This window comes from Mesorhizobium sp. M1C.F.Ca.ET.210.01.1.1 (assembly GCF_004791585.1).
Lineage (GTDB): Bacteria > Pseudomonadota > Alphaproteobacteria > Rhizobiales > Rhizobiaceae > Mesorhizobium.
On sequence record NZ_SRUU01000015.1, the window covers coordinates 133,207 to 148,182 of the forward strand.

At 65.2% G+C, this 14,976-nt stretch carries 14 protein-coding genes; 3 read left to right on the plus strand and 11 right to left on the minus strand.

The features are described 5' to 3' along the window. Positions 1 to 9 precede the first annotated feature (9 nt). From EN853_RS18495 to EN853_RS18510, 4 genes are all read right to left on the minus strand, one after another. On the minus strand, positions 10 to 1,278 hold the full coding sequence (locus EN853_RS18495) for an ABC transporter substrate-binding protein (protein ID WP_127860954.1): 1,269 nt from the start codon (positions 1,276 to 1,278) through the stop codon (positions 10 to 12). Between the two features lie 88 nt (positions 1,279 to 1,366). Beyond that, positions 1,367 to 3,886 carry a hypothetical protein gene (locus EN853_RS18500; protein WP_245517088.1) on the minus strand — a complete coding sequence of 840 codons (2,520 nt, stop codon included), beginning with the start codon at positions 3,884 to 3,886 and terminating at the stop codon, positions 1,367 to 1,369. Next, positions 3,883 to 4,716: a 5-dehydro-4-deoxy-D-glucuronate isomerase gene (kduI, locus tag EN853_RS18505; RefSeq protein ID WP_127860953.1), complete on the minus strand. Its 834-nt coding sequence runs from the start codon at positions 4,714 to 4,716 to the stop codon at positions 3,883 to 3,885. Before kduI ends, EN853_RS18500 begins: the two co-directional genes overlap by 4 nt. After that, positions 4,713 to 5,813 carry a glycoside hydrolase family 88 protein gene (locus EN853_RS18510; RefSeq protein ID WP_127860952.1) on the minus strand — a complete coding sequence of 367 codons (1,101 nt, stop codon included), beginning with the start codon at positions 5,811 to 5,813 and terminating at the stop codon, positions 4,713 to 4,715. Before EN853_RS18510 ends, kduI begins: the two co-directional genes overlap by 4 nt. 111 nt (positions 5,814 to 5,924) lie before the next feature. Between EN853_RS18510 and EN853_RS18515 the strand changes: the two genes are divergently transcribed. Beyond that, on the plus strand, positions 5,925 to 6,992 hold the full coding sequence (locus EN853_RS18515; RefSeq protein ID WP_127860951.1) for a LacI family DNA-binding transcriptional regulator: 1,068 nt from the start codon (positions 5,925 to 5,927) through the stop codon (positions 6,990 to 6,992). Here the strand turns inward: EN853_RS18515 and EN853_RS18520 are convergent. Together EN853_RS18520 and EN853_RS18525 are read right to left on the minus strand one after the other, a co-directional pair. After that, positions 6,977 to 7,471, minus strand: coding sequence for a flavin reductase family protein (locus tag EN853_RS18520; RefSeq protein WP_127860950.1), 495 nt, complete (start codon positions 7,469 to 7,471; stop codon positions 6,977 to 6,979). The two genes, EN853_RS18515 and EN853_RS18520, sit on opposite strands and share 16 nt — an antisense overlap. Continuing rightward, positions 7,471 to 8,628: an LLM class flavin-dependent oxidoreductase gene (locus EN853_RS18525; protein WP_127860949.1), complete on the minus strand. Its 1,158-nt coding sequence runs from the start codon at positions 8,626 to 8,628 to the stop codon at positions 7,471 to 7,473. The genes EN853_RS18520 and EN853_RS18525 overlap by 1 nt, the downstream gene beginning before the upstream one ends. 129 nt (positions 8,629 to 8,757) lie before the next feature. Here EN853_RS18525 and EN853_RS18530 point away from each other — a divergent pair, with 129 nt between their 5' ends. After that, positions 8,758 to 9,495, plus strand: coding sequence for a GntR family transcriptional regulator (locus EN853_RS18530; protein ID WP_245517086.1), 738 nt, complete (start codon positions 8,758 to 8,760; stop codon positions 9,493 to 9,495). 17 nt (positions 9,496 to 9,512) lie between these two features. Then, positions 9,513 to 10,634, plus strand: a complete 1,122-nt coding sequence (locus EN853_RS18535; protein ID WP_281061502.1) for a Gfo/Idh/MocA family oxidoreductase — start codon at positions 9,513 to 9,515, stop codon at positions 10,632 to 10,634. A gap of 406 nt (positions 10,635 to 11,040) precedes the next feature. Here the strand turns inward: EN853_RS18535 and EN853_RS18540 are convergent, their stop codons facing one another. Genes EN853_RS18540 through narI form a run of 5 tightly spaced genes read right to left on the minus strand, consistent with a single transcriptional unit; the run spans position 11,041 to position 14,965 of the window. Continuing rightward, complete coding sequence (locus EN853_RS18540) at positions 11,041 to 11,733, minus strand: DUF2478 domain-containing protein (protein WP_210234801.1); 693 nt, start codon at positions 11,731 to 11,733, stop codon at positions 11,041 to 11,043. Between the two features lie 4 nt (positions 11,734 to 11,737). Then, a complete protein-coding gene (gene glp, locus EN853_RS18545) occupies positions 11,738 to 12,994 on the minus strand; it encodes a gephyrin-like molybdotransferase Glp (protein ID WP_127860948.1) in 1,257 nt (418 codons plus the stop codon). Beyond that, positions 12,991 to 13,272 (minus strand): hypothetical protein, encoded by a 282-nt coding sequence (locus tag EN853_RS18550; protein WP_127860947.1) that lies wholly within the window; start codon positions 13,270 to 13,272, stop codon positions 12,991 to 12,993. Before EN853_RS18550 ends, glp begins: the two co-directional genes overlap by 4 nt. A gap of 10 nt (positions 13,273 to 13,282) precedes the next feature. Continuing rightward, positions 13,283 to 14,182, minus strand: coding sequence for a peptidylprolyl isomerase (locus tag EN853_RS18555; RefSeq protein ID WP_127860946.1), 900 nt, complete (start codon positions 14,180 to 14,182; stop codon positions 13,283 to 13,285). Between the two features lie 3 nt (positions 14,183 to 14,185). Next, entirely contained in the window at positions 14,186 to 14,965 is a 780-nt protein-coding gene (narI, locus tag EN853_RS18560) for a respiratory nitrate reductase subunit gamma (RefSeq protein WP_127860945.1), read from the minus strand. Positions 14,966 to 14,976: the final 11 nt, after the last annotated feature.

Genomic DNA, 14,976 nt, shown 5'->3' on the forward strand with positions numbered 1-14,976 from the left:
CGGCGCCGCTCACTTGGCCTCGGCGACCTTGTCGGCGATATCCTGGTCGATCTTGCCCCAGGCATCGTCGAGGGTAAGCTCGCCGGCCATCACCTGGCTGACGCGCGTCACCAGGGCGGCGAAATAGGCATTGGCCCATTTCCATGGCGGCAGGGCATCGGCCGCAGGCAGTGCCTCACCTGCCGCCTTGACGAATTTGTCGAGCGCCGGACCGACATTCTTGTCGGTCGAAACCCATTTCAGTCCGCCTTTGGCGACGACACCCTTGTGCGCCGGCAAAAACAGCGTGCGTTCGCTGAACTCCTTCACGACGTCTTCACGGGCCAGATACTCCATGACCTTGGCGACGTCCTTGGGGTTCTTCGTGTATTTGATGGCGACCAGCGCAGCGCCGCCTTTCACGCCCGAGCAGCCGGCCGAACCGCAGGGCGAGCCGGTCGCCACCCAGTCGAAGCTGTCGCCGATCTTGGTCGACAGATTGGCGACCTGCCAGCTGCCGGAATAATAGAACGGGATCTGGGCGTTGATGAAATCGTCCGCCGCGGCGCGGTAGGTCGAACCAGCCGCCGAGACCCAGGTGTCCTTGAGCATCAGGCCCTTTGCAGTCCAGTCGACGAGCTTGCCGACGAACGCCTTGGTGCCGTCGTCCACCTTCGCCGGCTTGCCGTCTGATCCGATGTAATTTGCGCCATAGGAGACATTCGGACCGGAAATGCGGTGGCCGGATCGATCGATGGCAAAGGCTGCCGGAAGCTGCTGGCTCTTCGCCACCTGGGCGGCGGCATTGATCCAGTCGTCCCAGGTCGCCTTGTCGCCGGGCAGCGCCACGCCGGCCTGTTCGAACAGCGTCTTGTTGGCGAAGCCGCCGGTGAGTGTGAGCTGGGTCATGAAACCTGGGATGGCCTTGGAGCCGTCAGGTCGCATCCAGTCCAGCGTGTCGGCGAAATTGTCGTCCCAGTATTTCGGGTCGGCCAGCAGCGGCCGCAGGTCCAGCCAGTGCTGTGCGAGTTCCTTGATGTTGGTGACACGGGCGATGTCCGGGCCCTGGCCGGCTTCAAGCTGGATGGGCAGTTGCTCCTGGATCACCTTGTAGGCGACGTTGTCGAGCGTGACGTGGATATCGGGATTGTCCTTCATGAAGCGGTTGAGCAGGTCCTGGATGACATCACCCTCGACGCCGTCCGAGTACCACATGATGCGCACGTCGCCAGCGAACGCGCTGGTCGATGCAAGCAGGCTGACCGACATCGCGGCCAGCAAAGTGCGGGTCTTGGTCATGCTTCGTCTCCTCCTTTTGTCGGGGCCGCGCACCCCAGGCGTCTAAGCCGCATGCCATCTCCTCTCGAAGGCCGCGGCCGATTCCTCCCTATTCCCGGCGTTTCATGCGTGCCGCCTCGCCGCGAACGGTCCAGTTGGCCGGATCAAGCGTCCGCCCCTCGGCGACGATCCTTGCGTCGGCGAGAAAACGCACGGTGCCGTATTCCGGATCCTCGACGATCAGCTCTTCGTCGGGTCCTGGCCGCACCGAAAGATCCGCGAAGGCGGCCGCCCAGGCATCGAGCGACAGTGTGTCGCCGGGCCGGTCGCCAAGGCGGACGATCCATGTCGCCTTGCGTCCCGCCGCCCGCAGCTCGTTGCCGGCCGTCGGCCCGCCCTTGACCTCAGTGAGCGGCACGTCCGTTTTCAGCATTGCGAAGGCATTGCCGGATCGCGCGCATGCCCGATTGCCGTCCAGCTGCGCAGCATCGAAGGCGCTTGCCGGGAACCAGGCGTGCGTAAAGTCCGGCTGTTCGTCCGAACAGGCGAAACTGACGATGGCGAGATCGCGGTACTGATGAACCCGCGGCAAGGTGCCGGAGCCGCCCCAGTAGGACGGTCTGCCATATCCCGACTGCAGGACTTCGCCTGGATGGTTGATCCAGATCTGCGCATCCGGATTGTCGCCCAGCCGGGCGTGAATGACGGTCTCCTGGTAGCCCCACTGGTTCCAGCGATATCCGGCCGCGCTGCCCATCGCGTGGCCGCGCGTCTTATGGTGGTAGAGCCGCGCGAAACGGTCCTGTCCCTGCGCGAAGGTCCATTCCCACGCCGTGTCGTCGGCAAGGGACGCGATCGCGGCGAGCTCGTCCGGGACGGCCAGGCCGTGGTCGCGAAGGCACAATGCCAGCTGCGGCAACGCGTGAAAGCGCATGCCGTAGTTGCCCTTGCCCCAGACCATGCGGCAGATGCCCGACAGCTCCAGCGAGCGCGCGGCGCGCAAGGTGTGCTCATAGGAGCGGCCCTGGGCGCCGGTTAGAATGCCGTGATGGGCCGAGCGCGCGACGATTTCCAGCAGGCGTATGATCGCCTTGCCGGCGCGTTCGGCGATGTCCTTGTCCGGGGCCTGCGCGTAGAGCGCGCACAGGCCCTTGAGGTCGATCGGGAAGTAGGGCGCCGAATTGAATTCGGCCATCTCCCATGCCTCGAAATGTTCGAGCCAGGCCCGCACCCGCGCAGCTCCCACTGCGGACTGTTCGCGGCCAAGGCGGCCCGACCGGGTGAAACGCGCCTCGGGCAGAAGTCCGCCGGCGATATAGGCAGCCGTATGGAAAAGCAGCGCGTGGTTTTCGGAGAAGTACCACTGCACGTCATTGCCGGGCTCGTCCATCCAATAGCGATAGCCGAGGACGGCCTTGTCGATGCGCGCGCGCAGGCTCGCCTCCAGCCGATCGCCATAAATCGCACGGCACCACAGCAGCGGCACCAGGATGAAGTCGGCACAGTCATGGCAATCCTCGATCGCCGGCAGGGCGCCGGAGATCATGGCGTCGGTCTCGGCACCCTGCTGACCGATCGCCAGCCGCGCCAGCGCGCGCACCGTGTCGGCCTCGGCGTGGGTGGCGACTTCGTCGAGCGCCTCGTCGATGCGCGCGGCGAGCGCCTCCGGCGCGTCGCCCTGACGCCGCGCATGACAGATCTCGATGCCGAAAACGCGCGACGCCGCATGGTCGCCAACCGTCAGCGTCACCTTGAAATGGCGGAAGTCGGCGGGCAGTTGCTCCGTGTCGGCGATCGGCAGCCGCGTCTGCCCCCTGGACAGATCGAAGGCGAAGCGGACCGGCGCCTCGATCGACATAAAATCACCCTCGATTTCGACCGCAACCCGGGCGTCGTGTGGCAGGGCCACACCGGTGACCAGCGCCACCTCGCCGCGGTCGTAGGCGGGACGCTCGAAATGCATGTCCCCCAGAGCCGCTTCCATCGCGTCGGCGACGGTTGCCTCGACCTCAATCGGGAGAGCGACAGACGCGGCAGGGCCCGCGAGATAGTCGAGCTGGAAGTAATAGCGGGCGTCGCGCTCGGCGAGGTCGTCGAACCAGATTCGGATGTCGTTTCGTCCGGCCTTCAGGGCGACCCGGAAATCCTGCGCGCTCTCCAGATTGCGCCTGTAAGGCGCCATCCAGCCGGCTTCAGCGCCATTGGCAAAGAGTATGGCGCCGCCGCATGTGCGCAACCGGAGCCGCGCCTCGCCGGTCGAAGCTGCTTCGATGCTCGTTTCGGCCCAGGTTCCAAGCACGGTCGGCCGGAACCAGAAGCCCGACAGGTCGATGCGTGGCGAGGCGAAGGGCAGCCAGGTTCGCCCGGCATTGAATTCGGCGAAGACCTGGGGCCGCTTGCCGCGCCGCTCGGCCGCGAATTGCGTGCGGCATGGATATTCGTGCGGAATGAAATTCTTGTGCTTGGTCAGGAAGAAGAAGGGGTCCATCTCCCCCTTCATCGGCTGGTCCGTCACGTCGTAGCGCTGCTCGGCGCTGGCGCCGAGCCGCCAGTAGACGATCGGCTGTCCCACGGCGATCGTCCGGCGCAGGGCAAAATCGGCTTGGTCGTTTCGGGCGGCCGCACTCATCGCAAATCCTTCACGGCAACCGGATCGACATCGGTGTAGGCCTGGTTCTCGCCGGTCATGCCCCAGACGAAGGCATAGGGGCCGGTGCCGGCGCCCATATGGATCGACCATGCCGGCGACAGCACGACGTCGCCGTCCGCGACCATCAAATGGCGGGTATTGTCAGGCCGGCCCATTAGATGGACCACACGATCCTCCGCGGCGAGATCGAAATAGCAGTAGGCCTCCATGCGCCGCTCATGCAGGTGCGGCGGCATGGTGTTCCACACGCTGCCCGGCGCGAGGTCGGTGATGCCCATCAGCAGGAGGCATGACGGCGTCACCTCGGGGTGGATGTACATGCGCAGCGTGCGCCTGTTGGCGCGGGCCTCCTCGCCCAGCACCAGCGGCTTGGCTTCGCTGCCGGCGATGAGGCGGTGGGCAATGTCGGCGCCCGCCGGCACCGAGTTCATGTAAAAATGCGCCGGCCTCTCCGGATCGTCGCTCGCCAGCGTCACCTCGCGCGCGCCGCGCCCGACATAGACGACGTCGCGGTTGGCGACGGCGAACCGCTCGCCGTCTATGGTGACAGCGCCGCTGCCGCCGAGATTCGCGATACCCATCTCGCGCGCCGTAAAGAAGCGCTCCGTGCCGACATCAGCGCCGTCGCCGAATGTCAGCGGGTTCGCCAGCGGCACCGCGCCGCCGATGATCATGCGGTCGATATGGGTGTAGACGAATTCGATCGCGCCTGGCCGAAACAGCCCGTCGACCAGGAACTCCGATCTCAGCCGGCCGGTGTCCATGCCGGCGATGTCGGCCGGCGAGGCGCCATAGAGCGTCCGCATCATGCCGCCTCCGCCTTCGACCGCAGGTGCAGCAGGCTTTCGGTCAGGCACAGGATCGCCAGCGCCTGTCCGTAGCCGGTCGGCTGGATCGGGATGTCGCGGTAGAACTGCAGGTCGTGGCCCATGCGTGTGCCGTAGGATACGTTGGCAACCACGCCCTTGTCGTCGATGTTGGCCACCACTGCTTCCAGTGCGCGCAGGCCGGCGGCACGGCACTCCGTCGAGCCAATCCCGAGCCGCGCGGCTTTCAACAGGCCGTAGCCGAAACCGGCGGTTGCCGAGATCTCTTCGTAGGACGTCGGGTCGTCGAGCAGCGTGTGCCACGCACCCGAACCTGCCTGCAGCTTCAGAAGGGCCGAGACCTGCGTTTCCAGTACGCCGAGCAGGTAGGCCCGCACCGAAGGCACGATCTCGGCGAATTCAATCACCTCGAGGATGCCAACCGTGATCCAGGCGTTGCCTCGTGCCCAAAGCGCGCGGGCAAAATTGTGCCGGCCGTCGAACGTCCAGCCGTGGAACCACAATCCGGATGCCGGATCGGCGAGATAACGGGCATGGACGAGGAACTGCCGTTCAGCCTCCTCAACGAGGCGGCGTTGACCGGAGGCTTCGCCGTAGGAGGCGAGAAACAGCGCTACCATGAAGAGCGTGTCGTCCCACAACTCGTCGTCATTGACCCGGTCCGAAACATTGTGCTGGAAGCCGCCTTCGGGGGTCCGCGGCATGGCGGTGACCACGCGCTCGGCCCATTCGCGCAGCACCGGTTCGAAGCGCGGCTGGCGCCGGCGGCGCCATAATTCGCTCAGCGCCAATAGGGGCGCGGTGGTGTTGACGTTCATTGCCGGAAAGCCGGCCGCGAAGTGCCGGTCGTACCACGCCTCGATCGTCCGCAGCAGCCCATCGTCGCCGGTCTGCGCCCACAGCCGCACCAGACCGTAAAGCCCGACGCCCTGCGGCCATTCCCAGCTGTCGAAGCTGACATAATCGCCTGGCGTCCCATCGAGATTCGGCTCGTGGAAACGCCCGTCATGGCGCAGGCCGGTCATGCCGGCTACGAGGCTGGCGAGCGCGGACTTCAGGCGTTCGGGCGACAGCGGCATCACTCCTCCAGGTCTTCCGCTCGGGTGAGAACTGTTCCACAGGCATTTTTCTTGCGCAATCTGAAAATTTTTTGCAGACTTGAGCAAACCTTGTCAGAGACCCGAAAGCGCATGACAGTCCAGGGCAAGCGCGGCCGTCCCAGCCGCCGCATTCGACTTGAGGAGATCGCGGCCCGCTGCGGCGTGTCGGTCAGCACTGCTTCGCGTGCGCTGAGCGGCGTCGCCGGCGTGAAGGATGAACTCCGCACCAGGATCATCCAAACAGCAAAATCGATGAACTACGCCATCCCGGCCTCTGTTGCCGGCCGCAAGGTCATCCTTGCGGCAAGCAGCGTGGCCATGGTCGACAGCGCGCGCAGCCAGTTCACCTACCACGTTCTCGACGGGCTCAACGAACGCGCCCGGCTGCTGGGCGTCGAGCTGGTGATCCGGCCGGTTGCGGCGCCCGAGGACGAAATCGCCCTTTTGCGCGAAGCCGAGCGCGACGACAGCGTTGCCGGCTGCCTCTTTCTGACGCTGGACGACGACGAGGTGCTGACGCTGACGGCGGGCTTTTCCAAGCCGATCGTGCTCGTCAACGGTGATGATCCCTCGATGCGTCATTCCAGCGTGACGCCCTGCAACCGCTCCGCCGCCATGCTTGCCGCCCAGCACCTGGTCGGCCTCGGCCATCGTCGCATCCTGTTCCTGATGCGGCGCGGCAGGCGCACGATCGAGCGGCGCTACGAGGGCTGGCGCGACGCGCTGACGGCAAGCGGCATGACCGGCATCGATGATCTCGTCGTCGAGGTTCAGGACTGGCTGCCGGAGCTTGCGAGCAAGGCCGTGAAGGATCGGATCGCCCTGCGCGGCCTTGATTTTTCCGCCGTGCTGACGGCCGGCGACAGCCTGGCCTTCGGGGCGGTTGCCGGCATCCAGGAAGCCGGATATTCGGTGCCGGCCGATGTCTCCGTCGTCGGCATGGACGACCTGCCGCAGGCGGCTTTCTGCAGTCCTCCGCTGACGGCGATGCATATTCCCATGCGCGAGATAGGATCGGCAGCGCTCAGCCTGCTGCTCGACGACATGGCCCAATCGGGCTTGCCGCCGCGCCGGGTCGAGCTTGCGTGCCATATCGTGGAGCGCCGCTCCACCGCACCAGCCAGGGCCGGCGCCGGGCATCATCAGCCTGCGCCCTGAGAGGAAGGCCCGGCACGGGACTTGCCTCCAGCAAACAGCAGCGGCGGCCCGTCTTGCGTCTCCAGCTCGAGGACGCGCCCAAGCAGGATCATGTGATCTCCGGCCGGGAAACGGTCGGCGACGCTGCACTCGAACCGCGCCAGCGCCCGCGGCAGCAGCGGCACGCCGTGCTCGTTCCAGGACAGATCCAGACCGGCAAAGTCGGTCCCCGACTTCGAAAACCGCCAGCACAGATCGATCTGATCTTCCGCCAGCACATGGACGGCATAGTGCGCCGCATTGGCGAAGGCATCGAACCGGCGCGAATGGCGGCCGATCGACCACAACACCAGCGGCGGGTCGAGCGAGACAGAGGAAAAGCTGTTGGCGGTGATGGCGACCGGATTGCCGGCAATGCCGGTGGTGACGACCGTCACACCGGTGGCGAAGCGCCCGAACGCGCTGCGCAACAGGCGAGGATCGCACACGAAATGCTCCATCAACGGCGCTCCCCTGCTCCCAATGGCGTCGCCGGGACCGCGTCCGGCACCCGTCCATAGGCGTGCGGCAACGAACAGGTCCTGAGGCCGGGCAGCACCTTGGTGCCGAAATGGCGCGCCTCGTCGAGATGCGGATAACCGGAAAAGATGAAGGCGCGGATGCCCATCTTCATATAGGCCTCGATCTCGGACAGGACCTGGTCGGCGGAGCCCACCAGTGCTGCGCCGCAGCCGGAGCGGGCGCGCCCGATGCCCGTCCACAGATGCGGCTCGATATAGCCTTGCGCATCGGCGATCTCGCGGTTCTTGGCCTGGTGCGATACGCCAAGCGATCGGGCGTCGAGCGCCCGCTCGCGGATCGCCCTGCCCTGCTCGTCGTCCAGCTTCGAAACCAGCTCGCGAGCATAGTCCCTGGCCTCGGCCTCGGTGTCGCGCACGATCATGTGGACACGCAGGCCGTAGTCGAGCGTGCGGCCATGGCGCGCGGCGCGCTCATGCACGGCTCTCATGCGGCCTGCGAGTTCCTCCTTGGTTTCCGGCCACATCAGATAGACGTCGCACTGTTCGGCGCAAAGCTCGAGCGCTTCGGGCGAATAGCCGCCGAAATAGAGCAGCGGCCCGCCGTTCTGCTGATAGGGCTTTGCCGGCGCGGTCGACATGCCCTTGAACCGGTAGACCTCGCCCTCGAAGTCGATCGTGTCGCGCGTCCAGGCCTGGCGCAGGATCTGCACCACCTCGCGCGAGCGCTGGTAGCGCCAGGCGCTGCCGGCCGTCTCGCCCGGAAAGTCCGACGAGATAATGTTCACGGTCAGCCGGCCTTCCAGCATATGGTCGAGCGTCGCGATCGTGCGCGCCAGCATGATCGGCTGCATCTCGCCGCAGCGCACGGCCGCGAGCAGGTTGATCTTCGAGGTTATCGGCGCGCAGCCGGCGACGAAACTCAGCGTGTCTTGCCCGACCTGATAGGACGATGGGCAAAGGATGTTGCGGAACCCAATCTCCTCGGACGCCTTCACGATTTCCGAGCAGTGCGCCCAGCTTGAGCGCAGCGCGCCGTCAGCCACGCCGAGATAGCGGTAGTCGTCCGAGCAAAGCGCGGCGAACCAGGCGACTTCGGCTGCGTCGAGATCCGGCGATGTGATCGGGACAATAGTCATGGCCGCCCTTTGAATACCTTCATCATCGGTCCCGGACGCTGCGAATGGGGCTTGCGTAGCATCCGTTTTGATGTAGATCAATACTGTATCAATTTGCTGCCGAGAGCCGCGAATGCAGTTGGAAAGCTCATGCAATTGACAAGAGCCGACCCCGGCCACCGCTCCAGCCAGATGCGCGGGCCTCTCCCCGTCCATCTGCAGATCAGCGAAATGCTGATCCGCGAAATCGCCGCTGGACGGCTGGCCGACGGGGCGCGGCTGTCGCCCGAGCGCGAGATGGCCGCAAGGCTCGGCATCGCCGTCGGCACGCTCAGGCGCGCGCTTGCCGATCTGACCGAAAAGGGCCTGCTCGACCGCATCCAGGGATCGGGCAACTACGTGCGGGCGCGCGGCGATCTGCTCGGGGTCTACGCCTTCTTTCGTCTGGAACGCATCGGTGGCGGCGGACTGCCGACCGCAGACATCCTTTCGGTCGAGCGGCTGCCCAAGCCGGCCGACCTGCCGCAATTCGGCAGCGCGGCCAAAGCGCACCGCATCCGCCGGCTGCGGCGGCTCGACGGCGAGCCGGCCGCGGTCGAGGAAATCTGGCTCGACGCCAGCCGCGCCGAGCGGCTCGAGCGCGAGGACCTCTCTGAATCGCTCTACCTCCACTACCGGCTGGCGCTCGGCTTCTCGGTCGTTCGCGCCGAAGATAGCATCGCAGTCGCACCGGCGCCCGACTGGGCTCCGGCAGAGTTCAAGCCGCAGCCGGGGACAGTCGTGGGGTTCATCGAACGCATCGCCTGGGCCGGCGACGGAGCCAGCGTGGAATATTCCCGCACCTGGTTCGACCCTGGCGTGGCGCGCTACGTGACCCGTTTCAGATAGCCGGAAGGACAGCCCGCGTGAACAGATCATCCATCGCTTACGGCATCATCGGCTGCGGCATGATGGGCCAGGAGCACATCCGCAACATCGCACTGTTGCCCGACGCGCACGTAGCCTCCATCTTCGAGCCGGACCCCGGTATGCTGACCGCGTCGCTGGCGATGGCGCCGGGTGCCCGGGCGGCGGCGTCGGTCGCCGACCTTTTGGCGATGGACGAGGTCGACTGCATTCTGATCGCCAGCCCCAATCATTGCCACCTCGCTCAGCTGGAAGAGATCGCCGCGCGCCGCCCGCTACCGGTCCTGGTGGAAAAGCCGCTCTTTACCGACGCCGTCGACGCAAAGCGGATCGAAACACTGGGCAGTCGTCTTCCGCTGGTGTGGGTGGCGATGGAGTACCGCTATATGCCGCCCGTTGCCGCCTTCGTCGAACAGGCCGAAGCAGTCACCGGCGGCATTCGCATGCTGACCATTAGCGAGCACCGTTTTCCTTTCCTGACCAAGGTCGGCGATTGGAACCGTTTCAATCGCAACACCGGCGGCACCTTCGTCGAGAAGTGCTGTCACTTCTTCGACCTGATGCGGCTGATCCTCAAATCCGACCCGATCCGCGTGATGGCAAGCGCGGGACAGGCCATAAACCATCTCGACGAACGCTATGGTGACGAGACGCCGGATATTCTCGACCATGGCTATGTGCTGGTCGATTTCGCAAGCGGGGCGCGCGCCATGCTGGAATTGTGCATGTTTGCCGAAGGCAGCCGCTACCAGGAGGAACTCCGCGCCGTCGGCGGCAGCGGCAAGATCGAATGCCGGGTGCCCGGACCGGGCCGCTTCTGGCCGCCGCATCTGGGTGCCGCGCCCGTGCCGGAGCTGATCGTCAGCCCTCGCAACCCGCCGGGGCCGCGCCTGGTGGAGACCCCGGTCGACCCCTGGCTGCTTGCCGCAGGCGACCACAACGGCTCGACCTATTTCGAGCACGCCTGCTTTGTCGCCGCTGTGCGCGGGCAAGGCAGCGTCGAAGTCACCTTGCAAGACGGCTGGTGGGCCGTCGTGACAGGTCTCGCCGCCCAGCAATCGGCCCGTGAAGGCCGCGCCGTCGAACTCGCCAGCGAATTCGCGGTGCCAACATCGGCTTAGCAATGCTTCCCGGCCTTCGCACAGTTGAAAAACTATTGATTTTGTTGGTGTATCGGCTCGCAGGCTACCCGCCTGCTTTCATGACCCCATAACGTCGCGGATTGATGTCCTGGCAGTTGGAAATCGAATGCCGACCCGGCAACAGGGAGAAATACCCAATGAACATTGACGACAGGCGCCAGTTCCTCCTGTAGCCCGCGCAGCCGTCTGCAATGATTGCGTCGCCAATTGTCCCAGCCAATCCCGCGGGCCAGTAGAACATCTACTTCAGCCGAAATCGCCTGAAACGCTGAACACTATCAAAATCGCCGCCAGAGAAGTCAAAACTGACGGGCAGCCCATTAGACTGACAATCGCCGCCCAAGCGCCCGCGGCCACACCGCCAATGACGGAACGCACAATGATTTCATGCCACCTGGGCACCGGCCATGCTCCCAGCCGGGGATTGATAGGGACCACCTACGATCGCGCTATGATCGAGGACATGCTCTAGGGCCGCAACATAATCGGACGACAGATGAGACAGTTCGATTTCCCGGGCGAGGTCGGCCGCAAATTCGCGGAACGGTGCGAGATTGATGACGGGTACGCCGATCAGCACGGGTACGGAGAGTTCGAGCGCCCTCGCGATCAGGGGCCTGAAGCCACCGCCTTCGACCTCGGTCTTTCCGAATTTGCAGAGAACCAGAAGATCGGTCTTGCTGGACAACCCGGCTCCGGCGACTTCGCAGGCGCGGAGCAGCCGGTCGGTATTCAAAACACAGCCTCGGGCATGCGGCCCCCGATCGTCGGATATGCCGTGGAGCTCGCCTGAAGCAAGGTCCCGCAGATGCATGTCGCATTTCACGCGATCGGGCCTCTTTTCGCTCAGTTGGACAAGGCCGGCCAATCGCATGCCCCGCTCGGTCATGATGGCAGTCATATCCCGCAGGAATGCCTCGAACTCCGAGCCATTTGAATAAACGATCGCGGTGATGGGACCGCCTGGACGAACACGCTGCATGGAGGAGTCTCCTTCGGTTTGAATTCTGCCGGCCGACCGGCCGAGGCGGGATCGGTTTTGATGCAGCGGGATTGTTGAGGCGATGTCCAACACCATCGATCTATCCCCCAAAGCACCCATGGCTGAACGGAAGCACTTCGACGGGCATGCCAGGCTCCGCCGGCGTTGAGGCGCCGGGCATAATCGCGATCGCGTCAGCCGACACCATCGGCATCATTCTGTGCGAACCGTCCGGCCCGCTGCGGCTGGCGGTCAATCGACCCTGCTCGACAGTCAAGCGGACCGGCACCAATTCCGTGCGATCCACCTTGCGGGAACACATGAAGGCCAGCTCGGCCGTAATGCTCCTCGCTGGAGTCCGACCTAGGAGGGTGCCTATGACCGGACGCGCAAAGGCGAGCGCGCCAAAGGCCGCGGCCTGTGGGTTGCCTGGCAATCCGACGAAGCACGCCTCCCCTACCTTACCGATGGCCAACGGCTTGCCGGGCTTCATCGCCACCTTGACGATCTCGAGTTGGCCTCCGGCCCGCGATATGGCGTTGCGCACATGGTCCTCCTCGCCAACCGACATGCCCGCAGTGGTGACAATCAGATCCGCCGACCTCGCGCTGTCCTCGAGCACTCGTGCGATGGCTGTGGTGTCGTCGTGAACGGTCGACAACACAACATCGGTGTTCGGCTCCCTCAGCAGGGCAGCGAGAAGCGGACCGTTGGAGTCATAGATCGCACCGTCTGCAAGCGGCTCGCCAGCCTTGCACAACTCGGAGCCGGTCGTGACAACGGCGATCCTCACGCGACGCGCAACCGGGACGCGGTCAATTCCGATGGCGGCAAGAAGCGCGATCTCTGGCCAACCGATCATGCAGCCTGGGCGAAGGACGCTGGCTCCTTGCCTCACATCCTCGCCGGCCCTGCGAATATGCGCGCCAGGTGCCGCGTCGAACGCGAACTGCACGAGATCGCCACGGCGCGTCGTCTGTTCCTGCATGACGACAGTGTCGGCGCCCTTGGGCAAAGCGGCACCTGTCATGATTCGATGCGCGGCGCCCGGAGCCAGGACACCTTGCGGGTCACCCGCCCTCGTACGGCCTGCCACCGGGAGAACCAGGGGCACGCCTCTCCTGCCGGTCACGCTTATGGCGTAGCCGTCCATCGCTGCCTGGTCGAAAGGCGGAATGGCGCAAGGAGCTTCGATCGCCGCAGCCAGAACACGTCCGACAGCGTCGGCCAACGGCACCATATCCGGCCGGCCCAGCGGCCGGCCCAACGCCATGACCGCGCTCCGAGCCTTTTCGAAAGGCATCGCGCCGGTGTCTGAGCAGAAGCAACTGTCGGGCAGTGTTGCCGGCATGATCATGCCTCGACGTCCGGCAGCGTCTTTTCGAGAATTGCGCGTATGGCCGCGAGACCCGGATCCTGCGCACGGTTCATGATACCGATGAGCTGGGTCCAAAGATCGTCGGATGCGGTGTCAACGAAATTGCGAACGGCCGAGCCGACGATATCGGCCGGTGAATGGCCGGCTGCCTCGGCGGCCGCGGCCAGGCGCGCCAGCAAGCCCGGTTCATCGAAAGCGGCAACGACAGCCACGGCCACAATCGGGTCCTCGAGCGAGGCAATCAGATCTCCGAGCATCGTATCCTCCTCACTGCACCAGCGGCGAGGATGCGCCGTCGATGGCAATGCCTCTGATGTCCGCCCCGCCGACAAGGAGAGACACATATTGTGCGGTCGCCTGCCGGCTGACGTGCTCGGCCAAGTAGGCCGCGATGCGTTCGCGCACGGCCTCGAACGGCAGCTGGCGGCCATCGATGCGCCGCGTCAGGCGGATGAGGTGGACGCCGTAACGCGTCTCCACCGGCGGCGAGATATCGCCTGGGGCGAGATCGACGAGAGCGGCCTCGAATTCCGGCGTCGTGTCGCCCGGCCCGATCTGGCCAAGGCTGCCGCCAAGAGCTCCCGACGGGCAATCCGAGCAGTCCCGCGCCACCGCCGCAAAACGCTCTGGCGCCGCCGCCAGGCTGGACCTGAGCGCCAGCGCCCTTTCACGCGCGGCGTCAAAGGCTTCGCGATCGTCGCGACGGGCCGCAATGAGAATATGGTCGGCTTCATGGAGCGGCGGCGTCACGAAGCGGCGAAGATTGTTCTCATAAAAGCGCCGCAGCATCTCTTCGTCCGCCTCCGGAACGCGGACCTCGCGCTCGATCAGCCCGCGCACCAGCGCGTCCTCGATAGTCTCCCTGCGCCCATCCTGGTCAGTCCGCTGCTCCACGGCGATGTCGAGACGACGCGCCTCTTGCAGAAGCAGTTCGCGGATGACGAGCGCACGGGTCGCCGCACGCCAGCCTTCGCCGGGATTGCGTGCGGGAAAGTTCTGCACCTCGGCGGCAATCGCCTTGCGCGAGATCGCCACACCGTTGACGGTCACCGGCGGCATCGCCACCCGTTCCCGGGACGGCGCGGTGTCGGGAACCGCGGGCCGGTGTTCGTGCGGATGTTCGGACGATTTGCGGCCGGCCGAATGATCGATGACGAGCGCGGCCATGGTCTACTCCGCAGGCTGGTGGGCGGGAGCGGCGGCGGGACGCCGTACCGGCTCAGCCGACCGGAACGCAGGTCCGAGCGCCGGCGATCGGCGGACCGCGAAGCGTGTGCGCACAACCTGATAGCCGGGGCGACCGAGATACCAGATCGGCGCGCTCCAGACATGAACCAGCCTCGTGAACGGGAAGACCAGAAAGATCGTCATGCCGAGCAGGAGGTGCGCCTTGAAGATCGGATTGACGTCGGCGACGTAGGCCGCGGCCGCCGGTTGCAAGGTGAGAATGCCCTGTGCCCAGTTCATGAATTTCACCATCTCGTGGCCGTCCATGTGACCGAGCGAGACGAAGATGGATGAAAGGCCAAGCGTGAGTTGCAGCCAGAGCAGCAATAAGATCGCGATGTCGCCCGGCGCGGACGTGTTGCGGATGCGGGCATCGAACAGCCGGCGATGGGCAAGAAGCGCGATACCGATGAAGCAGGCAATGCCGGCGATGCCGCCGACGGTGATAGCCAGGCCCTGCTTGAAACTGTGCGAGACGCCAAGCGCATCGAAAATCCAGATCGGCGTCAGCAGGCCGACGAAATGGCCGGCGAAGATCGCCAGGATGCCGACATGAAACAGGTTTGAACCCCAGCGCAGCTGGCGCCGCCGCAGCAACTGCGATGAGCCCGTCTTCCAGGTGTACTGCTCGCGATCGAAACGCAGCAGGCTGCCGAGCAGGAAGATCGTCAGGCAGAAATAGGGATACCAGCCAAAGAGCGCGTCGTTGATTGTACTGGACATAGCTTCCCTCC